Annotated in this window: 22 protein-coding genes; 17 read left to right on the top strand and 5 right to left on the bottom strand. The window is 48.0% G+C overall.

All coding sequences use genetic code 11. The features are described 5' to 3' along the window. The first annotated feature begins 211 nt into the window (after positions 1-211). The 17 genes from H579_RS0102095 (at position 212) to H579_RS0102015 (ending at position 16,868) form a co-directional block, all read left to right on the top strand. Positions 212-1,828 (top strand): Ig-like domain-containing protein, encoded by a 1,617-nt coding sequence (locus H579_RS0102095; RefSeq protein WP_028299287.1) that lies wholly within the window; start codon positions 212-214, stop codon positions 1,826-1,828. Positions 1,829-2,038: 210 nt separating this feature from the next. Beyond that, positions 2,039-2,944, top strand: coding sequence for a LysR family transcriptional regulator (locus H579_RS0102090; protein WP_036565081.1), 906 nt, complete (start codon positions 2,039-2,041; stop codon positions 2,942-2,944). Between the two features lie 456 nt (positions 2,945-3,400). Beyond that, positions 3,401-5,182: an aspartate--tRNA ligase gene (gene aspS / locus H579_RS0102085; protein WP_028299285.1), complete on the top strand. Its 1,782-nt coding sequence runs from the start codon at positions 3,401-3,403 to the stop codon at positions 5,180-5,182. A gap of 394 nt (positions 5,183-5,576) precedes the next feature. Continuing rightward, positions 5,577-6,116, top strand: a complete 540-nt coding sequence (ruvC, locus tag H579_RS0102080) for a crossover junction endodeoxyribonuclease RuvC (protein WP_028299284.1) — start codon at positions 5,577-5,579, stop codon at positions 6,114-6,116. A 47-nt stretch (positions 6,117-6,163) separates the two neighbouring features. Continuing rightward, positions 6,164-6,811, top strand: a complete 648-nt coding sequence (locus H579_RS0102075; RefSeq protein WP_211224648.1) for a trimeric intracellular cation channel family protein — start codon at positions 6,164-6,166, stop codon at positions 6,809-6,811. A gap of 147 nt (positions 6,812-6,958) precedes the next feature. After that, entirely contained in the window at positions 6,959-7,579 is a 621-nt protein-coding gene (gene ruvA / locus H579_RS0102070) for a Holliday junction branch migration protein RuvA (protein ID WP_028299282.1), read from the top strand. 41 nt (positions 7,580-7,620) lie between these two features. Continuing rightward, positions 7,621-8,628, top strand: a complete 1,008-nt coding sequence (gene ruvB, locus H579_RS0102065; RefSeq protein ID WP_028299281.1) for a Holliday junction branch migration DNA helicase RuvB — start codon at positions 7,621-7,623, stop codon at positions 8,626-8,628. A 118-nt stretch (positions 8,629-8,746) separates the two neighbouring features. After that, on the top strand, positions 8,747-9,160 hold the full coding sequence (gene ybgC, locus H579_RS0102060; RefSeq protein ID WP_028299280.1) for a tol-pal system-associated acyl-CoA thioesterase: 414 nt from the start codon (positions 8,747-8,749) through the stop codon (positions 9,158-9,160). Between the two features lie 204 nt (positions 9,161-9,364). Next, positions 9,365-10,048, top strand: coding sequence for a protein TolQ (tolQ, locus tag H579_RS0102055; RefSeq protein WP_028299279.1), 684 nt, complete (start codon positions 9,365-9,367; stop codon positions 10,046-10,048). 3 nt (positions 10,049-10,051) lie between these two features. Continuing rightward, positions 10,052-10,486: a protein TolR gene (tolR, locus tag H579_RS0102050; RefSeq protein WP_028299278.1), complete on the top strand. Its 435-nt coding sequence runs from the start codon at positions 10,052-10,054 to the stop codon at positions 10,484-10,486. Positions 10,487-10,494: 8 nt separating this feature from the next. Continuing rightward, positions 10,495-11,586, top strand: a complete 1,092-nt coding sequence (gene tolA, locus H579_RS27540; protein WP_028299277.1) for a cell envelope integrity protein TolA — start codon at positions 10,495-10,497, stop codon at positions 11,584-11,586. 3 nt (positions 11,587-11,589) lie between these two features. Continuing rightward, a complete protein-coding gene (gene tolB, locus H579_RS0102040) occupies positions 11,590-12,894 on the top strand; it encodes a Tol-Pal system beta propeller repeat protein TolB (protein WP_036565078.1) in 1,305 nt (434 codons plus the stop codon). 39 nt (positions 12,895-12,933) lie between these two features. After that, complete coding sequence (pal, locus tag H579_RS0102035) at positions 12,934-13,497, top strand: peptidoglycan-associated lipoprotein Pal (RefSeq protein WP_028299275.1); 564 nt, start codon at positions 12,934-12,936, stop codon at positions 13,495-13,497. Between the two features lie 17 nt (positions 13,498-13,514). Further along, the gene (gene ybgF / locus H579_RS23905; protein WP_051227228.1) at positions 13,515-14,315 is read left to right on the top strand and encodes a tol-pal system protein YbgF; all 801 of its coding nucleotides are present in this window, start codon (positions 13,515-13,517) and stop codon (positions 14,313-14,315) included. A 191-nt stretch (positions 14,316-14,506) separates the two neighbouring features. Further along, a complete protein-coding gene (queE, locus tag H579_RS0102025) occupies positions 14,507-15,157 on the top strand; it encodes a 7-carboxy-7-deazaguanine synthase QueE (RefSeq protein WP_028299274.1) in 651 nt (216 codons plus the stop codon). Between the two features lie 146 nt (positions 15,158-15,303). Beyond that, positions 15,304-16,023: a 7-cyano-7-deazaguanine synthase QueC gene (gene queC, locus H579_RS23900; RefSeq protein WP_051227227.1), complete on the top strand. Its 720-nt coding sequence runs from the start codon at positions 15,304-15,306 to the stop codon at positions 16,021-16,023. A gap of 56 nt (positions 16,024-16,079) precedes the next feature. Beyond that, positions 16,080-16,868, top strand: coding sequence for a YciK family oxidoreductase (locus H579_RS0102015; RefSeq protein WP_028299273.1), 789 nt, complete (start codon positions 16,080-16,082; stop codon positions 16,866-16,868). Positions 16,869-16,996: 128 nt separating this feature from the next. Here H579_RS0102015 and H579_RS0102010 read toward each other — a convergent pair whose 3' ends face one another. The 5 genes from H579_RS0102010 to H579_RS0101990 form a co-directional block, all read right to left on the bottom strand. Beyond that, positions 16,997-18,292, bottom strand: coding sequence for a glycosyltransferase family 4 protein (locus tag H579_RS0102010; RefSeq protein ID WP_028299272.1), 1,296 nt, complete (start codon positions 18,290-18,292; stop codon positions 16,997-16,999). A gap of 184 nt (positions 18,293-18,476) precedes the next feature. Continuing rightward, positions 18,477-20,519, bottom strand: a complete 2,043-nt coding sequence (fhuB, locus tag H579_RS0102005; protein ID WP_245583195.1) for a Fe(3+)-hydroxamate ABC transporter permease FhuB — start codon at positions 20,517-20,519, stop codon at positions 18,477-18,479. Positions 20,520-20,530: 11 nt separating this feature from the next. Then, the gene (locus H579_RS23895; protein WP_211224647.1) at positions 20,531-21,922 is read right to left on the bottom strand and encodes an iron-siderophore ABC transporter substrate-binding protein; all 1,392 of its coding nucleotides are present in this window, start codon (positions 21,920-21,922) and stop codon (positions 20,531-20,533) included. Beyond that, positions 21,916-22,701, bottom strand: coding sequence for an ABC transporter ATP-binding protein (locus H579_RS0101995; protein ID WP_028299270.1), 786 nt, complete (start codon positions 22,699-22,701; stop codon positions 21,916-21,918). Before H579_RS0101995 ends, H579_RS23895 begins: the two co-directional genes overlap by 7 nt. After that, a complete protein-coding gene (locus H579_RS0101990) occupies positions 22,689-23,780 on the bottom strand; it encodes a (2Fe-2S)-binding protein (RefSeq protein ID WP_028299269.1) in 1,092 nt (363 codons plus the stop codon). Before H579_RS0101990 ends, H579_RS0101995 begins: the two co-directional genes overlap by 13 nt. Positions 23,781-23,802 lie beyond the last annotated feature (22 nt).

Here is a 23,802-nt window from a genome sequence, read left to right as displayed (position 1 = left end):
AGTTGTCTGTTTGAAGGTTGCTGTGCCCGGGATGGTGAATAGTCTTTATGTAGTAAAGTGTAATTGCTTTGTATCTTTTTGTGTGGAATATTTATCCTCTGACTAACATAAGAACTACTCCCGAGATTTGTAAGCCAGAAGGTCTGCTCTTTCGGTTATAGCTGTTTAGTGAATTATTTTTGCAGACTTTCGTTTCTACGAGGACATACATATGCGCACCCTGACCTTTACCCTATATGTTCAAACTGGCGATGATGCCGTCGCTCCTGCAACTTTGACCATCACTGAAGATGGGTTAGGTGGTTTAGATTTCTTTATCTCAAATAATCTAGATAATGATTCCATGATTGGAGATATTCGTGCTGTATTCTTTGATGTGGAAGATGACAGCTTGTTAGGTAGTTTATCGGCGGTAGGCTCCGATGTGACAGAAGTCCAGCAGTCTGGATCTGTCAGCAATCTGGGCGGTGGTGCCACTTCATCAGGTGTGCCGGACAGCCCTTATGAAGTTGGGGTGGAAATTGGTACTTCCGGTCAGGCTACGGATGATCTGCAGCAAACAAGTTTTATCCTAACATCATCTCTGCGTGCTCTAACCTTGGATGATATTGCGTTACAAAGCTTTACTGTACGTCAAACCTCTGTGGGTGAAGAAGGGGGGGATCGTTCTGGGTCAGATAAACTATGGGGTACTTCGCCGTTCCCGGTTGATGCTATGAATGATGATGTCCAAGTTAGTGAGGACGCACATAATACCGTTAATCTTCTTGCCAACGATATTGATGAAGATGCTGGAAATATCGATGGTGATTCGATTCCTGATGGTCTCACGGTTACAGCTGTCAATGGTGATAGCGGTTTGGTAGGTACTGCAATTACTCTTGCGGATGGGATCAGTTACACCCTGAATGAGAATGGTGAAATTGTAGTTGATGCCGAGCACGCGGATTATCTGTCCGAAGGCGAGATTCTGACTTTCTCAGCCTCATACACGGTTGATGACAATAATGGTGGCTCTGATGCTGCCGACGTGACTATCACTGTTTTGGGGGTAAACGATGCTCCGACAGCCGTGGATGATTTTAATCAAACAGATGAGAGCACCGTTGTCTCTGGCACTGTTTTACCAAATGATCACGATATTGATCGCCTGGATATGATTAGTATCAATGGCATCGTTGATGGTGACCCAATATCACTGGCTTCGGGGGCCTTAATTTCATTTTATGCCGACGGCTCTTATGATTTCGATCCCAATGGTGTTTATGACTACTTAAACGATGGGGAAACCGCGACAGAAGTGATTAGTTATGAGATTGTGGATAATCATGGTGCAACCGCTACTGCAGATCTGACAATCACTATTACCGGTACAGGTTCGACAGAAGATGACTCATCGGGTAGTGATGATCCATCTGGAGACGATAATTCTCAAGGTGATACAGGAAATCATTTTGGTACCTTCCTGAATAAAAAAGGAAATGCTGAGAAAGCGATTTCTAATGTTGTTCTGTATCTTCAGAATGATGATGGCTTTTTAAAGGTGAAAATTGACAGCTGGGATGGTGGCGAAACTGATTTAGACAATGTCGATGTAAATGCCTTCCTGGCGGATAACTACGGCAGCTATGAGTGGCTGGCAGCTTCAATTAAAGCGGGTAATAATCACAATCGTGATTTAGGGCCGGGTGAAGGGCAGTTGTTTATGTTGGATGGTGATGAGGGGATTGATTACTACCAAAATGGGGATGTACCAGAGCCTCTGACTGCAGAAATATTGGCTGCTCATGCGGATGTGACGGTTCAGTATAGCCCAGATCTATTCTGATAATTTGATGCTCAATTTTAATTCAAAAAAGCGAATGGGCTTGGCTCTTTCGCTTTTTTATTAAAAGGGTCGCATCCTTTAAAAGGGTTTAAATCCCTGAAGCATAAACTTGGTATTAACATATAACTGTTCAATTTAGCCATTGTTGATGTTTAAAGGTTGAATTTTTGCGCAAAACTGCATCCAATAGCGGGCTTGGATGGAGGGGTGATGCAAAATATCGAAACCAAGTGGCTGGAAGATTTTATCGCTTTGGCGCAAAGCCAGAGTTTTTCCCGTGCTGCACAACAACGTCATGTGACGCAACCGGCCTTTAGTCGTCGTATTAAGACGCTGGAGCAAGCTGTGGGTGCTCAGCTGTTTGATCGTGAGGCCCAGCCTGTGCGTTTAAGTGAGGCCGGGCGTCAGTTTTTGCCTGTGGCGCGTAAGGTTCTGACGCAACTTCAGGGGTCGGTCAAACAGTTGTCGCATGCTGGTGAGTACCTACCCCGGGTTAATTTCTATGCGGCACACTCTCTTTCCTTTACTTTGATGCCTGAGTTGGTGCAATGGATGCGTCAGCAGGAGCCGGGTTTTATGGCCCGTACCGAGGCGGCTAATGTGGAGGCAGGTTTAAGTGCGTTGCGCAAAGGCGAGTGTGATTTTCTGCTGGCGTTTCATGATCCCCAATCCTGGATTCGGTTGGATGATAGTCTTTTCCCCAGTTGTCAGTTGGGGTGGACTAAGCTGATTCCTGTCTGTAAAGCGACCCGTCATGGTCAGGCTATTTATCGTCTGGATATCGATCAGGAGGTGCCTTATCTGGCTTACACTTCGGAGGCTATGCTGGGGCAGGCGGTGCGTGAGCGCTTGCGTACACAGCAAGCTGAAGTCCAGTTGCATAAGGTCTATGAGACAGCGATGGCTCAGGGCTTAAAAGAGATGGTGATGGCGGGTGAGGGTGTTGCCTGGCTACCTGATGTGACGATAAAGCGTGAGTTGGAAAGCCATCAGATTGTTCAATGCGGTTCTGAGCAGTGGGTCGTTCCTCTGGAGATTCATGTTTATCGCTCTGCCAAGGTTGATAAGCCAATGGTGGAGCAGATCTGGCAGCTGCTGACTGAGCGTTATGGTTAGCAGGGTGGCTGGAGGCAGTGAGGAGATTGGTGATTTACATATTCCTTCGTTTCTGACCTTCTCCTGGGTAGGCGTTTACTGCGGAGTTTGTTGCTTGGCTTCTAACTCTAAGTGCCTGGCCCTTTTTACTGAGCGCTATTGAGTAAAGTCAGGTGGTGGAGTTGCGGGAGTCTCAGGTATATAATGGCTGGCTTTGTTATCGGGGCCGATAGCTGACTCGGGGCTTGAGCTTTTGTCAACCGCCCATATAGGGTGTTAATCAGATTGCTTTAGCTAACTGGTTGATTTCCCATTAAAAGAGAATATTTGCCTTTGAGGGTGTAATACTCTCAGCACTGGCACCAGCCCGGACAGCCGTGCCAGTAGGTAATACGGCCTGGCCGTGAATTGAATCATGAGTATGACTGCGTTTCATACTTGAGCTCGAATAGATAATTGATATAACAGGAATAGATTATGCGCAGCCATTATTGCGGCGAACTGAATGAGGCCCACATTGGGCAGGAAGTGACGCTGTGTGGATGGGTACACCGTCGTCGTGACCACGGTGGGGTTATTTTTATCGATCTGCGTGACCGTGATGGTCTGACTCAGGTTGTTGTTGACCCGGATACCGAAGAAGCGTTTGCCACTGCGGACAAAAGCCGTAGCGAATATGTGCTGCAAATTAAAGGTCTGGTGCGTCCACGTCCTGAGGGTACGACTAATGCGAACATGCCAACGGGTATGATCGAGGTGCTGGGTAAAGAAGTAACGGTACTGAACGCTTCTGAAACCCCTCCATTCCCTCTGGATGAGCACGTTAAAGTGGGTGAAGACGTACGTCTGAAATACCGCTACGTTGACCTGCGTCGTCCTGAGATGCTGGAAAAACTGCGTTTCCGTTCCCGCATGACTCACACCATCCGTAACTACCTGGATGAGCAGGGTTTCCTGGATATCGAAACGCCGATTCTGACCCGTGCAACGCCAGAAGGTGCCCGTGACTATCTGGTACCTAGTCGTACTCACGCAGGCAGCTTCTTCGCACTGCCTCAGTCACCACAGCTGTTCAAGCAGCTGCTGATGGTGTCGGGTATGGATCGTTACTACCAGATCGCTAAGTGTTTCCGTGACGAAGATCTGCGTGCAGACCGTCAGCCTGAGTTTACCCAGATCGATATCGAAGCGTCTTTCGTGACCGATAAAGAGATCATGGGCCTGGCAGAAGGCATGACCAAGAAACTGTTCAAGGAAGTTCTGGACGTTGATCTGGGTGACTTCCCGCACATGCCTTACGCTGAAGCGATGAGCCGCTTCGGTAGCGATAAGCCTGATCTGCGTATTCCTCTGGAAATGGTAGATATGGGGGATCTGATGGCACAGGTAGACTTTAAAGTCTTCTCTGGTCCTGCGACTGATCCTAAAGGCCGTGTTGCTGCGCTGCGTGTACCTGGCGGCGCTGCTCTGTCCCGTAAGCAGATCGATGAGTACACCAAGTTCGTTGGTATCTACGGTGCGAAAGGTCTGGCATGGATTAAAGTTAACGATCGTTCTGCGGGTCTGGACGGTCTGCAGTCACCAATCGTTAAGTTTATGGAAAATGTGATCGACGACGTTCTGGATCGTGTTGACGCTCAAGACGGCGACATCATCTTCTTCGGCGCAGATAGCACTAAAGTGGTTAACGAAGCGCTGGGTGCACTGCGTTGCAAGCTGGGTGAAGATCTGAATCTGTACACTTGTGAGTGGGCTCCGCTGTGGGTTGTTGACTTCCCAATGTTCGAAGAGAACAGCGACGGTAGTCTGACTGCACTGCACCACCCATTCACTTCTCCAGCATGCAGTGCTGAAGAGCTGGAAGCTAACCCAGAAGCAGCTCTGTCTGTTGCTTACGATATCGTTCTGAACGGTACCGAGCTGGGCGGTGGTTCTATCCGTATCCACGATCAGAAAATGCAGCAAGCGGTATTCCGCACATTGAACATCAGCGAAGAGGAGCAGCAAGAGAAGTTCGGCTTCCTGCTGGATGCTCTGAAGTTCGGTGCGCCACCGCACGGTGGTCTGGCATTCGGTCTGGATCGTCTGGTGATGCTGATGACAGATTCCCAGTCTATCCGTGAAGTGATTGCTTTCCCTAAAACTCAGAGTGCAGGTTGTGTGATGACTGCGGCTCCAGGTGAAGTAAGCGCTGAGCAGCTGAAAGAGCTGAACATTCGTCTGCGTCAGAAGATCGCGCCGACTGAATCTGAAGATTAATTTCTTCTGAGTTGGTCGCAGAGCTAAACAGTTCTGTGGCTAACTGTGGAATCTTAGGATTCTATAAGATGGCATCAGGGGAAGCTCTGATGCCATATTTTTATCTCTCATCTGTGACCTGTTTGATATGGTTTTATATCAGACTCTTTATATTAAATAGCAGGTTATAGCTGAGAGCTAAAAATGGAATGCATCTGTACTAGGTTATTTGAATTGAATAAATATCAAGCAGATAAAGGGTAAAGGCAGGCAGAGTCATTTGGCTCTGCCTGTGTCGTTTTAGGCGCTTGTTATATCCGCATACTTGATGTGCTTGTTATTGGTTATCAGCTGCGCAGCTTTAGTGAAGAATACTCATTACCTGATGCGGTTAGGCATGAAATAGAAGGGCTAAATGGCCATTATTTTAGGTATCGACCCTGGCAGCCGTAAAACCGGTTATGGGGTGATTCGACTGGAAGGACATAAGATCCACTATATCGCCAGCGGTTTTATCCGTATCACCGGGGATACTCTGGCGGATAAACTGCAGCAGGTGTATGCCGGGGTGAGCGAAGTGATCGCTCAGTATCGCCCCGAGCAGTTTGCCATTGAGCAGGTGTTTATGTCGAAAAATGCGGACTCGGCCTTAAAGCTGGGGCAGGCGCGTGGCGTGGCGATTGTTGCGGCGGCGAATCATGGTTTGCCGGTGAGCGAGTATGCGGCGCGTTTGGTGAAGCAGGCGGTCGCGGGTAAAGGCTCGGCGGATAAAGTGCAGATCCAGCATATGGTGGCGTCGATCCTTAAGCTTAATGATCTGCCTCAGTCCGATGCGGCGGATGCCTTAGCGATTGCAATTACCCATGCAAATTCCAGTTTAGGTTTGGTGGCGATGTCCGGCCGTGCCAGTGGCCGTCGAAGCAGCAGTTGGCGCAGCTGGCAACCCGGTCGGTGAATATCGTATGAGTCGTTTATTTCTTTGTCATAAAGAGAGTGGCATCTGTGGCACTGTTTGAAATCCCCTTTATCTATTACCTGGATATCTTCGGCACAATCGTGTTTGCGATTACCGGAGTGTTGGCGGCCAGTGAAAAGCGTTTGGATCTGTTTGGTATGATTGTTGTGGGGGTGGTGACCTCTATCGGTGGTGGTACCATCCGGGATTTGATCTTAGGGCGGGCGCCGGTATTCTGGATTGTAGAGCCCTGCTATATCTGGATCATAGTGATTACTTGCGTCCTGACCTTTATTGTTGCGCGTTTCTATACCTTTCCCCGGCGAGCACTGCTGTTTTCCGATGCGGTGGGTTTGGGGGTGTTTACGGTGATTGGCGCTCAGGTTGCGTTGAATCTGGATCATCCTCCGGTCATTGCGATCACGATGGGGATGATGACGGGGGTGTTTGGTGGTGTAATCCGGGATGTGCTGACCAATGAGATACCGGTGATTTTTCAGAAAGAGATCTACGCCACTGCGGCCCTTGTAGGGGCGCTGGTATTTGTCAATCTCAGTTGGTTTGTGCCGCAAAGCTCGGCGTCGTTTAATGCTGTCATGGCGATGTCATTTGTGATTGTGATTCGTATTGCCGCGATTCGCTGGGAATTGCAGTTGCCGGTATTTCTGCTTAGCAAACGCCCTGATAAAGAGTAGCAGGGGTAATACCAAAGCCAGATAAGTAGTTGCAGGCCGGAAAAGCCGCAAGGTGCTTTTCGGAAAAATAATAATCCGGTTTGGCTGTAAAAGTGACTGTCAATTCATCAGCCAGGCCGTGCAATAATTTAAAAACAGGGAAATACTATGATCGGTCGACTGCGTGGTGTCGTAATCGAAAAAATGCCGCCTCAGCTGGTGGTGGATGTGAACGGGGTCGGTTATGAAGTAGAAGCGCCAATGACCACCTTTTACAAGCTGCCTCATCTGGGTGAAGAAGTGATGCTGTTTACCCATTTTGTGGTGCGTGAAGATGCTCAGTTGTTGTATGGTTTTGCGGATCGTAATGAGCGTCGCCTGTTTCGTGATCTGATCAAGGTGAATGGTGTAGGGCCTAAGCTGGCATTGACCATACTATCAGGTATTGAGGCGACTCAGTTTGTGCGCTGTGTGCATGATGGCGATACCAATGCATTGGTTAAGCTGCCGGGTGTCGGTAAGAAAACTGCAGAGCGTCTGTTGGTTGAGATGAAGGATCGACTGAAAGATTGGAATAACGCACCGGAAGATTTTTCACTGGTGATGAGTGATTCTGATGCGCCTATGCCAGCGGCTAATCAAACCGATAACAGCCTGGAAGAAGCGGAGCAGGCGCTGATTGCACTGGGTTATAAACCGGCTCAGGCCAGTAAAGCGATCAATGCTGTTTATGAATCGGGTATGAGCACGGAAGATCTGATTCGTCATGCATTGAAAGGCATGGTTTAATATACAGTATTAAGTGAAAAGCTAACTGATAGAGCTATGCAATGATAGAAGCCGATCGTTTGGTATCCGCACAAACAAAAACGCGGGAAGAGAGCCACGACAGAGCCATGCGCCCCGAGTATCTGACGGATTACGTCGGGCAGCCGGAAGTGCGTAAGCAGATGGAGATCTTTATCTCTGCAGCCCGTAATCGTGGCGATGCCCTTGATCATACCCTGGTCTTTGGTCCGCCGGGTTTGGGTAAAACCACTCTGGCCAATATTATAGCCAGTGAGATGGGCGTGGCGATTAAAAGTACGTCGGGGCCTGTGCTGGAAAAAGCCGGTGATGTGGCGGCTCTGCTGACCAATCTGGAAGAGGGCGATGTGCTCTTTATTGATGAGATTCATCGTATGAGCGCTGCGGTGGAAGAGGTGCTCTATCCGGCTATGGAAGATTATCAGCTGGATATTATGATCGGCGAAGGTCCGGCTGCGCGCTCCATCAAGATTGATCTGCCGCCTTTTACTTTGGTGGGTGCGACAACACGTGCCGGTCTGCTGACCTCCCCTTTACGGGATCGTTTTGGTATAGTCCAACGGCTCGAGTTTTACAGTGTTGATGATCTGAGTTTTATTACCTCCCGTTCAGCGCGTTTGCTTGGTGTTGATATCGAGCCCGAAGGTGCGTTGGAAATCGCTAAGCGTTCCCGTGGTACTCCCCGTATTGCTAATAGACTGTTGCGTCGTGTGCGCGATTATGCACAAGTGAAGGCAGATGGTGTTGTTTGTGGTGATGTGGCTGATCAGGCACTGAATATGCTTAATGTGGACGCCCACGGTTTTGACCATAACGACAGACGTTTACTGCTGGCGATGATCGAAAAATTTGGCGGTGGCCCGGTGGGGGTTGATAACCTGTCGGCAGCGATTGGTGAAGAGCGCGATACTATTGAAGATGTGTTGGAACCTTATCTGATTCAGCAGGGCTTTATTATGCGTACACCAAGAGGCCGTGTAGTGACCGAGCAGGCTTACCTGCACTTCGGCATGACCATGCCTGAGATGTAGGTTTGTTAAGTATTACGCGCACAAGAGTAGATAGAGTATGTGCTGAGAGTATATGCATTGAAAAAATCAAAGACGACAAAATATAAACAGTTAAAACGGCAGTGTCGGATTAAAAGTAATGTCTGAAGAATATACGTTTGAGTGGCCGGTGCGTGTCTATTACGAAGATACCGATGCCGGTGGCGTGGTGTATTACGCTAACTACCTGAAATTCTATGAGCGTGCCCGCACTGAAGCGGTCCGATCCATCGGCTTTTCACAGGAAGAGATGCGCACTGAGTCCAATACGGTCTTTGTTGTCGGTAATATCAATGTCAATTATCGTCGCCCGGCCAAATTGGACGATGAATTAATTGTACAGCTGAGACTGGACAAAATGGCACGAAGTTATATTGTGTTCCAGCAACAGATCATTTGCGCTGATCAGGTGTTAGGCACGGCTGAAGTGAAAGTGGCTTGTGTCAGCGCTGATGAGATGAAACCAGTGGCTATTCCGGTACAATTAAGAGAAAAGCTGTCTCAACTCGCCTGACTGCTTGAAACAAAGAAAGCGAGGGGAAACTTTTTCTCAGCCTGAGGTCTTATCCACCTAAGTAGAGAATATTTCTTTTTCTCCGGCCTGAGACAAGAGAATTTGATAATTTTTATCATTTAGGTGCTTAGTACTTGCAACTTGGTAAAAATTTTATATATAACAATAGCTTTGGCTATTTTGATGGAAATTTAAGGGGCTCCTGTGGACGATAAACTCTCACTGCTAGGACTGATTGTACATGCCAGTCTGGTTGTGCAGTTGGTAATGGCATCTTTGGTACTGGCTTCAATTATATCCTGGATGTTCATTATGCAGAGAGCTGCCGTGGTAGGTCAGGCTCGCAGAAACCTGGAAAGCTTTGAAGATCGTTTCTGGTCAGGTATGGATCTGAGTCACTTGTATCAGGAACTATCCACTGAAGGTAGTGGCGAAGGTGCTGAGAATATCTTCCGAGCAGGCTTTAAGGAGTTTTCCCGTTTACGTCAGAGAGGCAGTATTGAATCTGATGCCGTTATGGAAGGTGTTCAACGGGCTATGCGTGTAGCCTTGGCTCGTGAGGAAGAACGCCTGACTGAAAACCTACCATTGTTGGCAACCATCGGTTCAACCAGTCCTTATATCGGTCTATTTGGTACGGTATGGGGCATTATGAACTCCTTTCGTGACTTGGCTCAGGTTCAGCAGGCGACTCTTGCAGTCGTTGCTCCGTCGATTTCAGAGGCATTGATTGCCACGGCCATGGGGCTGTTTGCTGCAATTCCTGCCGTTATTGCTTATAACCGTTACTCCTCAAGAACAGAGCTTCTGATGGTGCGTTATGAGACCTTTGCGGACGAGTTCTCAAGTATTCTGCACCGCAGTGTTCACAGCAAGGAAGTGAGCTGATCTATGTCTGGATACCGTTACCGAAAACCCAAAAACCTGGTGGCTGAAATCAATGTAGTACCCTATATCGACGTAATGTTGGTATTGCTGATTATCTTTATGGTAACTGCACCTATCTTGACGCAAGGAGTTAAGGTTGAGCTTCCAGAAGTGGTTTCTGCACCGATTGAAGTTAAGGAAGATGATCTCCCTTTAATTGTTTCGGTGAAAAAAACCGGTGAATACTTTCTGGAGTTAGGGCCGGATAAAGAGCAGCCGATAGCTGTAGCTGAGCTTGAAGCTCAGGTGGCCAAGATAACCGGACAAAATCCCCAGGTACAGGTTTTGGTTCGTGGTGATAGAAATGTGAATTATGGTGCTGTGGTTGAGTTGATGGGCGTTCTACAGCAGGCCGGTGCTCGTAATATTGGCCTACTGTCCCAGCCTCCTGAGGAATAAGAACGGTTATGTCATCAACTCGTGGAAGAGGGCTTTTTCTGCCATTTGTCGTAGCCCTAGTTTGCCATGCTGCCTTGGCGGTGTTGCTATTGTGGGGTTGGCAGCAATCAAGCGAAATATCACAAAAACGTGTGGCTTTGATCAAACCCGGTGAAGTGATTACAGCACAAGCTGTCAATCACGACCCCATTGCTGCGCTGAGAAAGCAGCAACAAGAGGAGCTGGCAAAGAAAAGGGCTGCGGAAGAAGCACGTAAACGTGCTGAAGCAAAGAAAGAAGAAGCTCGTCAGCAGGCATTAATTCGCCAGCGCCAGGAAGAGGCGCGTAAGAAAGAAGAGGCCCGTAAGCGTGAAGAGGCCAAGCAGCGTGAGCAAGAGCGTCAACGTGAAGCTGCCCGTAAGAAAGAAGAAGCCCGTAAACAGCAGGAAGCGGCAGAGGCCAAGGCTAAGCGCGAAGCTGAGCTGAAGAAGCAGGCGTTACTCAAAGCGGAAGAAGCGAAGAAGAAAGAGCAGGCGGCTAAAGAACAGGCTGCCCGTGAAAAAGCGGCAAAAGAAAAAGCCGCCAGGGAAAAAGCTGAGCAAGAACAGGCCGTCCGTGAGAAAGCGGCAAAAGAAAAAGCCGCTAAAGAGTTAGCGGAGAAAAAACGTCAGGAAGAGGAGCAGCGCAAACGGGAAGCTAAGCTGGCAGCGGAAAAAGCGGCCAAGGCAGAAGCTGAGCGCCAACGCCAAGCTGAATTAGCGGCAGAGAAAGCGGCGTTTGAAGATGCTTTAGCCCAGGAAGAAGCTTTCCTACAGCAGCTGGAAGATCAGGAGAAGCTCAGCGGTATGCAGGCTTTGATTAAGGCTTACGTCGAGCAAAACTGGTCCCGTCCGCCAACAACCCGTTCGGGTATGCAGGCGTTGTTAAGAATTTCCCTGTTACCTACAGGAGAAGTAAGAGACGTTAAAATCGTCCAGTCTAGTGGTAATGCGGCCTTTGATCGCTCTGCTCAACAGGCGGTGCATAAGGCAGGACCTTTCAGAGAGTTGACTGATCTGAAGCCTCATCAGCGTGATGCGTTCAAAGAATTTAACATGGTGTTTAAACCCGAGGATATTTAGAGCATGAGTGTAAAAAAATGGATGACAGTATTTGTCTGCGGGTTGCTGGTGGTTGCGCAGCAGGCTGTAGCAGATCTGACCATTGAAATTACCCAGGGCAATGACAAGGCAACACCAGTAGCGATAGTGCCTTTTGCCTGGAAGGGGAATTCAGCTTTAAGTGAAGATATCGCTCAGATCGTATCTGATGACCTTGAGCGCAGTGGCTTGATCAAACCTCTGCCACGAACAGAGATGTTGAGCTTGCCCAGTGAACCGAAGGAGATTTTCTTTCGTGATTGGTCTCTGTTGAAGCAGGAGTATCTGCTGATTGGCCAGATTACGCCAAAAGGTGATGCGGGCAAGTTATCGATCCGTTACGAGCTATATGATGTCGTACGTCAGAAGCGGGTATTGGGTGAAGTGATTTCAGGGTCACAGAACGAGTTACGCTCCAGAGCACACTACATCAGCGATAAAGTTTTTGAAGAGTTAACCGGGCTAAGAGGGGCGTTCTCAACTAAAATTGCTTATATCACTGCAAAACGTGAAAGCAATACCCGGACAAAGTATGAATTGAAAGTGGCTGACGCCGATGGTCGTCGTGAGCAAATCATTCTGCAGTCTTATGAGCCTCTGCTGTCTCCATCCTGGTCCCCGGATGCTCAATACCTGGCTTATGTATCCTTTGAAACAGGTCGTCCAGGGATCTATCTGCAGAACGTGTTCAGTGGTAAGCGTCGTCAGTTGACAGCATTTAAGGGGCTGAATGGGGCTCCGACCTGGTCACCGGATGGCAGTAAACTAGCGGTGACATTGTCGAAGGATGGTAATCCCGAGCTATACGAGATCGATCTGAAAACCTATAAGGTTCGTCGTTTGACCCGTCACTACGGTATTGATACTGAGGCGGAGTGGTCACCAGATGGTAAGAAGCTGATTTTTACCTCAAGCCGAAGCGGTGGCCCGCAAATTTATCAGATGGATTTAGCGTCAGGTGAAACGACCCGACTCACTTTCGAAGGTGGTTATAATGCGCGTGCCAGATACTCCCCTGATGGTACTGAAATCTATTTTGTTCATCAGAAAGATGGTATTTTTCACATTGCAGCACAAGAACTTAGCGAAAATCGCCTGAGAGTACTCACTCAAACACCTTTAGATGAGTCTCCTAGTGTTTCTCCTAATGGAAGTATGTTAATTTATGCAACACAAGAAGGTCAGAGAGGGTATCTCGGCGCAGTTTCCATAGATGGTAATATTCGCTACCGCTTGCCTTCGCAACTAGGTGATGTACGTGAACCGGCATGGTCACCATTTTTAAACTAATAACTATTTAATGAGTCCCGAAAGCTTCAGGAGCCTGATATGGAATTAAAAAAATACAGCAAGACTCTATTCTTTGGTGCGACACTGGCAGTTCTGGCCGGTTGTGGTGGTAACGCTGCAACTATGGACCAAGATTCATCTAACGGTGATGTTCAGCCTGTTCTGACCAACGATGGTGCGTCTAGCAGTGGTGCAGCCGGTGATAGCGCCGTAAGCAGTGAGCAGTTAGCTGCTGAGCGTGCCGCTCAGGAAGCACGTGATGCTGCAGCGGCTATGCCTGAAGTGAACACTATTTACTTCGACTTTGATCAGTCTGATATTCGTTCAGATTCCCGTGAAATTCTGGATATGCACGCTGAATACCTGATGGCTAATCCTTCTGTTTCTATCGTTCTGGAAGGCCATGCGGACGAGCGTGGTACTCGTGAATATAACCAGGCTCTGGGTGAGCGTCGTGGTAATTCAGTTAAGAGCTACCTGCAGCTGAAAGGCATTAGTGCAAGCCGTATTGAAGTAATGAGCTACGGTGAAGAGCGTCCAGCAGTTATGGGTCATAGCAAAGCTGTATGGGCTAAAAACCGTCGCGTAGAAGTTAAATACTAAAACAGACTGGAGGCAGGATGCGTATCCCACTCCGTCTGATGGCCTGGATGCTGCCTTTGATGGCAGCATCTGCGCCTATTTTAGCAACGGACCTCGCTGACCAAAGTGTGGCTCCTCTGGGGGCTAACACACTGGGCTCTTCCGCTGTACAGACAGAAGAGCCCTCAGGTACAACCGAGTTGCTTTTTCAGTTGCAGCAATTGCGTCAAGAAGTTCAGATGTTAAGAGGGCAGGTTGAGAGCCAATCTCAGTTGATCAACACATTGCAACAAGATGGGCGTGATCGTTATATTGATGTTGATCGTCGTATCAGCGATTTGAATAGCGATATTGCCAATCTTAAAAAAGGTGGCATGGTCAAAAGTGTTGCTGCCCCTGTTACCAGCACTTCTTCTACAGGTAGTTCTACTGGGTCAGCTGCCCCCGTGCCGAGCGTTTCCGGCTCAGCCAAAGATGCCTATCAAGATGCTTATGCGCTGATTAAAGCGAAGAAATATGATCAAGCAATAGCCGCGTATCAGACATTTATCAAGAATTACCCTGACTCCTCTTTGCTGCCGAATGCATTTTATTGGCTGGGTGAGCTACACATGGTAAAAAACAACTTTCAGGAAGCTGAGAGGGTGTTTACTGTGGTGGTTGAGCAATATCCGCAAAGCCGTAAAACCGCAGATGCGAGCTACAAACTGGGCCAGATCTATTCCCGTAATGGTAATCAGGATAAAGCTAAGCAGCAGATGCAGCTGGTAAAACAGAAGTATCCAAACAGCACTGCAGCAAAGCTGGCAGACCGCTTTCTTGAAAAGCTGACACAATAGACTGTCACCCTCTTTGGATTTATAACGCGCTAATATTTAGCGCGTTTTAGCCATAGCCTGAACAGCAGTATGTTTTACATACTTGGGCTAGCCGTTGACCGAATCAATTTACTCTAAATATGATTTCAGGCTAGGGATAAACGACGCTTTCCGTTACAATGCGCCGTTTGTTTTTCTACAGATGTGTCGTAATGTCAGAATCTACCCTTCGTATTACTGAAATTTTCTGCTCTTTGCAGGGCGAGACCCGCACAGTGGGTTTGCCGACTGTATTTATCCGTTTAACCGGTTGCCCTATGCGCTGTGTCTATTGTGACACCAGTTATTCTTTTTACGGTGGCGAGACGGTTAAAATTGACGATATTATGGCTCAAACGGCTGGTTATGGTGCCAAACACGTTACAGTCACAGGAGGCGAGCCTTTAGCACAAAAGCGTTGCTTTGAGCTTTTAACGCGCTTATGTGATGAAGGGTATGAGGTATCGGTCGAAACTGGTGGCGCAATGGATATTTCCTGTGCTGATCCCAGAGCTTGTATGGTGTTGGATATTAAAACGCCTGCTTCGGGAGAACTAGCTAAAAATCGCTGGGAAAATATTGAATATTTAAAAGCGAATGATCAGGTTAAGTTTGTGATCTGCGATCGTCAGGATTATGAATGGTCACGGATGAAGATAGAAGAGTTGGCATTGCACGATAGAGTGGATGAAATTCTGTTTTCACCAATCCATGGTCAGTTAGATGCCAGAGAGCTGGCGGAATGGATTCTGCGGGACAAGCTCCAGGTTCGTTTCCAGCTACAGCTGCATAAAATACTGTGGGATGACGCTCAGGGGCGTTAAGGCATCAGCAGCTGTTGATGGCGTAGGAACAGCGAAAAATAGTAGAAGAACACGATAGAAAATATTCCATCTAAACCAAATTTCAGAGTGACTGAGTAATACCGTGTTTAGGTGGGAATGACAGATTAAAAACACGATATAGAAAGATGACAGATAAAAAGAAAGCCGTTGTTCTCGTTTCCGGTGGTTTAGATTCAGCAACTGTTCTGGCTACAGCTAACGATCAGGGTTATGACTGTTACGCCCTGAGTTTTGATTATGGTCAGCGTCAGATCTCTGAGCTGAATGCCGCCCGCGCTGTGGCAGAGGCACACGGTGCCATTGACCATAAGGTGGTACGTCTTAGTCTGAATGATTTTGGTGGTTCAGCACTGACGGATGATTCCATTGATGTACCGGAAGAAGGGACTGAAGGGATTCCGGTAACTTATGTGCCTGCGCGCAATACTGTTTTTTTATCTTTGGCCCTGGGCTGGGCTGAAGTGCTGGGTGCTAATGAGATCTTTATCGGTGTGAATGCTGTGGACTATTCTGGCTATCCTGATTGCCGCCCAGAGTTTATTGATGCCTATGAAAAAATGGCTAACCTGGCAACTAAGGCCGGTGTCGAAGGTCAAAAGCTCAGTATTAAGACACCATTAATGTCACTGACTAAGGCTGAAATTATTAATTTGGGTACCGCTGTTGGAGTTGATTATAGTCTGACAGTATCTTGCTACCAAGCCGATGATGATGGCCGTGCCTGCGGTAAGTGCGATAGCTGTCGCTTGCGTGCCAAAGGCTTTGAAGATGCCGGTGTGGCTGATCCAACACGCTACCAGAGTCAGATCAGTAAAGAGTACCTGAGTCGTAAAGAAGCTGATTAATAGATATAAGGGCACCTACACTGAAGGAGGTGCAGAAGGGAATTAAGGGGATAATCATGTTGTGCGAAATTGACTATCAGGCTCCGGGGGATCTGTTAAAAGATCGCATTATTCTGGTAACCGGCGCGGGTGATGGTATTGGCCGTACTGCAGCCAAAACATTTGCAGCTCACGGCGCGACTGTGATTCTGGTAGGTCGAACCATCAAAAAGCTGGAAGAAGTTTACGATGAGATTGAAGAAGCAGGCGGAGCCCAGCCAGCAATCATTCCAATGAACTTCGAAACCGCGACCTACAAAGATTATGGCGAGATGGCAGAACTTCTGGAAAAAGAGTTTGGCCGCTTGGACGGTATTTTGCACAATGCGGGTATTTTGGGCTCTATAACACCAGTTGAGGCCTACAACCCACAAGTTTGGGAGCAGGTGATGCAGGTTAATTTTAACTCTGCACTGCTGATGACTCAGGCGATGCTATCATTGCTGCAAAACTCCAAGGATGCCAGCCTGCTGTTTACTTCTTCCAGTGTCGGTCGCAAAGGGCGTGCATTCTGGGGAGCTTACAGCATCTCCAAGTTTGCCACAGAGGGCTTGGTAGAGATTCTGGCAGATGAGCAGGAAAACCTGTCAAACGTGCGTGTTAACAGTATTAACCCAGGTGCGACCCGTACAGCGATGCGTCAGTTGGCCTATCCTGGTGAAAATCCAGCTCATTTGAGAACACCGGCTGATATTATGCCGACCTATCTCTATCTGATGGGCCCCGACAGTAAACATGTTAATGGTCAGAAGTATAATGCCCAGCCTCCAAAGGAGGAAGCAGCGCAAGAGAGTGATGCGCTGTAGGTTATATTAGCCTGTAGGCCACAGTCTGAAAGCGCCTTTTTCAGAACTGTTTAATATCATATTTCTTCTGAGCCAATACATGAAAGCGGCGTCTAGTGCTAACTGAACGCCGCTTATGGTTAATTTGGTTAATGAGATAAATGTCGGTTTTTAGCTTCTATCCACTGCGACATATACTGTGTGCTCTTCATACTGTGATGATTGAGCATCGCCCCCGTAAAGTTCTGCAATCTGTATTGTGCCAGATTTTCTTTTAGCTCAAGTATACGCTGGATTAGCAGTGGACCCGTTTTTGAGCCATCGTACAGACCTGCTAACAATGCCGGAGCATTTTGCTGTTTTTGTTGCCAGCTATCAGGTTGGCTATAAAGTTCGACAACACCATCAATAAAGGCCTGATCATCATCGGCGATAATGCCCGGCCAGTTTAATTTACTTTGTACAGTTGCTTCTTCAGCGACCTTATCATTGGGGAGCATTCCTTCCGCACCTATCGGTGTCGTGATGCTGGGCGTCCCGCATACCATGGCATCAAGCAGCTTACCTTTAATACCGGCGCCAAAGCGTAATGGAGCCAGGCATAATCGAGCCTGAGTCATCACTTGATAAGCATCTTCAGCCCAACCTTTAACCAGAAAACCGGTTTTGGGGTTGTTAAGCGCAGTGGCCTTGGGTGGAGGGTAAGAACCGTAGATATGCAGCTCTACATGGGGGTGACCTTCCTTCTTTAGCTGTTCTCGCAGTTGAGGCCATAGATTCTGCATATATAGCACGGAATCCCAGTTAGGTGCATGGCGGAAATTACCAATCATCAGCAGGTGCTGGCGGGCTTCGTAAGGAGAGTACCTTTCAGGGTTGCTGCTTGACAGGTTATCCAGATCCAACATAAAGGGCAGATAGTGGAGTTGTTGAGCAGGTATTTGAAACTGTTTTTGTAGTAACTGTATCTCATGGCTGGAGATAATCAGTGATAGATCGCAACGGTAGATAGCGGCAATCTCACGTTTAGCAAGGTCTGAATAGAGATCGCTCAGTATCATATCCCTATTCTGTTTCAGCGCATGATGGCGAGCATTACGCAGACATTGTAGGTCTTCCGTATCCAGAATACGCAGAGCATCAGGGCAGTTTTTCTCAACACGCCAGCCAAACTGCTCTTCCATCATAAAGCGGTCAAACATCACAATATCGGGCTGTAGCTGCTGAATGTATTGGTCAAAACTGCTGTTGTTCAATTCTATAGCTGTGCTGTCTATGCCCTCATCCGCCAGGTTTACCATATGCTCAGTTGTTTGTGCAGGACTGGCAAAAGTGACCTGCCAGCCTTGTTGTTTATATAACCGCAACAGTGACAACATATGACTGCCTGCGGCTGATGAATTAGGCTCAGGCCAGACATAACCGATAACCAGAACTGAAAGCATTACAACCTACCTGTAATTGATGAAGGTGGTATTTTACCTGTATCTTGGGTGTGGGGTAATTGAGTTGTTTTACCCTTTTTCTCTGTTTTCCTGCTATTCTTTTTCAACCCGCTGCTCCAGAAATGCGATGCAATGTACCCGTTTAGTTGTTCGAGATTGTATCAACTGTATCAATAGGAAGGCGCTAACTTGTTGAGCTGCCAGCCATGCGCCCTTTCAGCAGTAGAAAAACAAAGTAGCTGCCACCGATTAAAGACACCATCGTGCCTGCTGCCAGCTGGGCCGGATAAATAACAATCTGTCCCAACCAATCGGCTAACAACAGGAACGTAGACCCCAGCACAGCAGCGATTATCAATTGTGGGATAACAGCTCTTGCGCCCAGCATTGCAGCCATATGAGGGGCTAATAGTCCGACAAAGGCCACAGGCCCCATGATGGCGGTGGTAAGAGCGCATAGCGCAGCAGAGATGATTAAGAGCAGAACAAAAGCACGGTTCACATCAAGCCCGCGAGCCAACGCCACATTGCGACCTGCAGAGATCAGCGTTAACCAACGATGGCAGATAAAAGCCAAACCGGTGAGTACAAGTGTGCCTGAGACCAGAAGCAGGGCTTCGGAACTTTCCACTCGGTAAGTTGAGCCAGATAGCCAACGTAGAATTGAGTAAACGTCATCGGTGCCCTTAATCAGTACAAACTGCACCAGCGTCTCGATTAAGGCGGCTAAAGCGATACCTGTCATAATAACGACAGATGGGGCGTAGGATTTACGTTTCCCCAGTATCAGCAAGACTCCCAAAGTCAGCATACTGCCACTAAAGGCGATGATTGGCCCTGAAAAAGCCCCAAAAGAAGAATCAAACTGACCCATCACCATGCCTGTCACTACGATAGCAAACACGGCACCTGCTGACATGCCCAACAGATCAGGACTGGCCAGTGGGTTATGAATCAGGCGCTGCATAATCACACCGGCGATCGCCATACCCGCTCCTGCGGCAATAGCCGTGGTAATTCTGGGCCAACGCAGGGACCAGATAAAACTATCGGGAATAGTCATTAACCAGCCCTGATTAAGTAGCTGAACCAAACAGCTGAGTGCCAGTACCAATGTAAAAGCCGCTGCCAGTAGAGTGATCGTTACTCGGGAAAGCTGTTCAGCCCCTTGGGGCATCCGGAAAAACAGCTGATCCTGAGCGGACAAGCGACGATGAGTAAACCAGATCAACGCGGGAGCACCAATCAAAGCAGAGGTGATGCCAGTAGGAATCAGGTCTGGGGTAAATTGACTAAGATAGAGCGCTAAACCATCCGTTAATAACAGCAATAACATACCAAGTAGAGTACTGATCCATAACTCGTCTCTGGCGGTTATCGCACCTAAAGAGCGGGCAATATTAGGTGCAATCAGGCCGATAAAGCCAATCACACCGACAATAGTCAGGGCTGAGGATACAAGCCAGATGCCACAGACCATTAATAGCAAAAACAGGCCAGCGACATTCATTCCCCGAGCAGCAGCGCCTTCCTGCCCCAAACGCAGCAGCGTTAGGATTCTTGGTGCAATAGCGAAAATAATCACCACAACGGCGAGTCTTGGCAGTAGCCATAGCACAGAATCCCAGCCATTTTGCGCCAGATCACCCGCACCCCAGATAAAGAGATTACGGGCGTATTGGTCATTCATCAGGATAATGGCGCTGGTTAATGCGCCTAACAGAATATTGACCGACATCCCAGCCAGCACCACAGGTAGACCGCTGAGGTTTTGCCAACCGGCGATCATAATCACCAGAGCCATAGAGAGCAGGGCGCCTGTCATGGCAAATAATGCACCGTAATCTTCGATCAGTGTCGGCCACCATATATTCACAATAATCAGTGCTAACCAGGCACCACTGGCGGTGCCTAAGGTCATGGGAGAGAGCAGGGGGTTACGGGTTAGTTGTTGGATCAAGCTACCGGTTAAGCCCATCACTAAACCAACCAGCAAAACCATCGCCAGCCGTGGCAAGCGGGCATAGGTAAATTCAAAATCATCAAAACTATCGGATGATAAACCGGACATCAGTTGCCACTGTCTGGCCGGTGAGATTTCGATACCTATCTGTAAATAGATCAAACCAAGGGCCAGAATACTTGCGGTTAATAGCAGAGATAGCCTAGACAGAGAGAATTGACTCAGCGTGATAGCGTCGCCTGGTAATGATGATGTGTGACTCAAGACAAGTATCCTTACTGATTAACCGAAACGCTGTTTATTTTTAAATCGGCTTGCAAACCCGTTTGTCGGTCAATTTGAAGCTCGGTTTGTAAATTAGCTTGTAGATCAGTTTTCAGAGCTGCTTTTGGATCTGCTTTTAGATCCGTCTTTAGGTCAGTGTTTTGGCTTTGATACAGAGCTCTTTCCTGGCTGATGCTTTTACTTAACGACGGCGCTGGTGCAATAGCTAACAGGCTTTCTGTCAAGGCTTGTGCCATATACTTAATCGACATCGCGCCGCCATAAGTCCAGGTCGGTTTAATACGATTGCTGCGCCCGGCACGAACAAAAGGCATCGCTTGCCAGATCGGTGAGGTTTTCAGCTTTTTCTCATGCTCAAAAGGGGTAAAGTACAACACGCTGCCTTGTTCAATCTCTCTGAGATTTAATAGGCGGGTTTGAGTGATCCCCCATTGAGTACGTGCCTGAAGGCTTGGGAGAGAAGGCAAAGCCGGTGAGATGCCTAATTGCTTAAGCGCGTAGTGGGCAATGGAGTTATCACCATAGATAAACACTGAGGTTAAGCTGGCAAAACGCACTGTACTGACATCAGGGAGCTGCCCCTGATAGGCTTGCACTAACTGGCTTTTCATCGCTTCTATGTCAGCTTGCATCTGTGTCAGCTTTTGCTCAGCTAAATCTTCTTTTTGGACCAGTTTGGCCAAGGTTCGGAAAATAGTGATGGCGGCTTCAGCGTTATTATGCTGTTTGCTATAAGTCTCAAAATAAAGCACAGGTGCAATACGGGAAAAACGGTGCTGCACATCTTTCTGACGGTTAGCCAGAATAATAAGATCAGGCTTTACAGCCGCTAGGCGTTCCAGATTCGGTTCACTTCTTAAACCCAGCTCTTGTACTGATTCCGGTACTTGCGGACGTACTACCCAATCGTGATAAGCGCGGATCTCCGGCATGGCAACGGGTATGACATCCAGCTCTAAAAGTTGCTCAGCCAGATCCCAACTCAATACAGCGATACGTTGCGGCGGTCGCTCAAAGTAGACCTGTTTTTCAGAGTCCTGAATAGTGTAACCCGTTAAACTGCTGCTGGTTTCTATATGGGATGTCGCTTTATCAGACGACATTTTATCGAACGGTGCTTTATCGAACGACGCTATATGAGCCGCTGTTATATTGGCAGTGACCTTTTGATCCGGCTGAGCTTTAGCTTCGGTTGAAAATAGAACTAAAAACAGAGCAAACCAGCAGATCAAGCCTGAAAATAAACCGTAGGGCAGGCCCATAGGAATGCGATTGGTAATACGAGCCGCCAGGTTTGGCTGGGATGCCGAGCTGATATTTCCGCTATTTCTACTATTACTGTTGGAGTGTTGGCTAAGCTTCTTTTCAGATGTGGTTAACATACCACTGCCACCTTATGCAGGCTCTCAGGGTGCTCCATTAACTGGACAGGAATCTGATAAAGCTCAGTTAAACGTTCAGAGTTAAGAAAGCTATCTTCGTCATTGCGACCGTTTACCGGACCTTGATAGAACAAGCGGCCAGCTTTAAGCGCTATTACCTGATCGGCAAAGCGGGAGACCAGATTGAGGTCATGTAGGATCACAATCACCCCTTTTCCTGTTTGCTGATTGAGCTGTTTCAGTAGCGCCATCAGCTCGTATTGATGGCTTAGATCCAACGCGGAAGTGGGTTCATCCAATAGCAGCACCGGTGATTGTTGGGCCAGCAGCATAGCGATCCAGGCCCTTTGACGTTCGCCGCCGGATAGATGGTCGGCCAGAGTATCCGCATAGTCCGTGACCTGAGTTTGTTGCATGGCATGCTGGATGATCTGTTGATCTTCTTTCTGCCAGCGTCCCAAGGTGCCACGCCAGGGAAAGCGTCCCTGACGTACCAGTTCTCGAACCGTTAACCCTGCGACTTCAGGTAGGCGTTGGGGGAGAAACGCGATCTGTCGTGCCAGCATCTTTTGCGATAAAGCGGATAGTGCTTGTCCTTGAAAGTGAATATCACCTTGATCTGCTATTAGCTGCCGGGCTAACAAATTCATTAGCGTTGATTTCCCGGAACCGTTATGGCCCAAAATGACCGTAAAAGCCTTATCGTCAATGCTGAGCTGATCCAGCTGTAAGATAGTTCTTTGGTTTCTTTCAATACGAATATTATTCAGTTCAAACATAGAGAGTGCTCAGCCTTAGGCGACTTTAAGGGGCTTGATACGTTTCTTTTGCCGTTGCATGGGCGGCTATTTTTAGGACAGGTCTGATCGCTTTTAGAAGCAGAGCGACGATTTTTGAGTCGAGGGCAGTTATCACACAGTTCGCCATCTTCACGACGATAATGCATACAGCAGGTCAGGCGTTCGAGATAAAGCCCTGGGCCGGCTGCAGTTTGTAAGGCTTGAGCCCCTTGTAAGGCTTGAGCTGCTTGTAAGGTTTGAGCCGCCTGGTCGTTTAACAACGACCTGTCTTGAATGCGTTGATAGTGCTCAACCGGGAGATCCAGCTCTTTTAACCACAAGGCAGCGTCCGCAATGACAGTCTCTTTGTGGCGTAATCTCTGATGTAACCAAGGCATATCCGAACAGCCCCATAGCGTATGCTGTTCTTCAGGCAGTGAAGCAACAAACCGGGGAAAGAGTTCCGTGGCAGCATCCGCTAAACGTAGCAGAATGATCAGTAGTTGATCGGCTAGTGCTCTTTGACTTTTAGCCTGATTAAAGCCACTGACGGCTTCAAACTCTTGCTGTAGCTGACTGATCATCGGGCGTAGTTTCTCACAGGTGAATGCGATCAATTCAGGTACAGTGCAAGCGTTATTCTTCAGGGAATACCAAGGGCCTTGGGGTAAAAAGTAGCCTGAGACCATACCTTCGGATGTTTGTTGAGACACTTGTCCCAATGCCGAAGGCACAGATCCCAGGCCATAAAGAGTGAGAAAAGAAAGGTAGAGCGGTTGCCAGGTCAGCAGAGTCCAACCTCTGGCTTGCCAATAAGGTTTACCAGGCAACGGGTAAAGCTGCTGAAGACTTTGGTAAAAGTCCTGCAGCACCTGAGTATTGTCCTGTCCGGTTTGTAACAAGCCCTGATTGCTGTTCTCAGGATTGTTATCAAAGCGGTTTTGATCGTTTTTAATCTGGCCGTCACGACTTTGATCCTCAGAATACTGAGGATCAAAAGACTGACCAGACAGTGCTGGAGACACGTGTCGGGCCAGAGCAAACAGGATTTGGTTTTGTGTTGCGTGTAGATTGGGCATCAGTGCCTAATTTGTCCTTAGT

The organism is Oceanospirillum beijerinckii DSM 7166, from assembly GCF_000422425.1.
Taxonomy (GTDB): domain Bacteria; phylum Pseudomonadota; class Gammaproteobacteria; order Pseudomonadales; family Halomonadaceae; genus Oceanospirillum; species Oceanospirillum beijerinckii.
The sequence above is the reverse complement of the archived record's forward strand: the minus strand, read 5'-3'. Positions and strand labels throughout refer to the sequence as shown.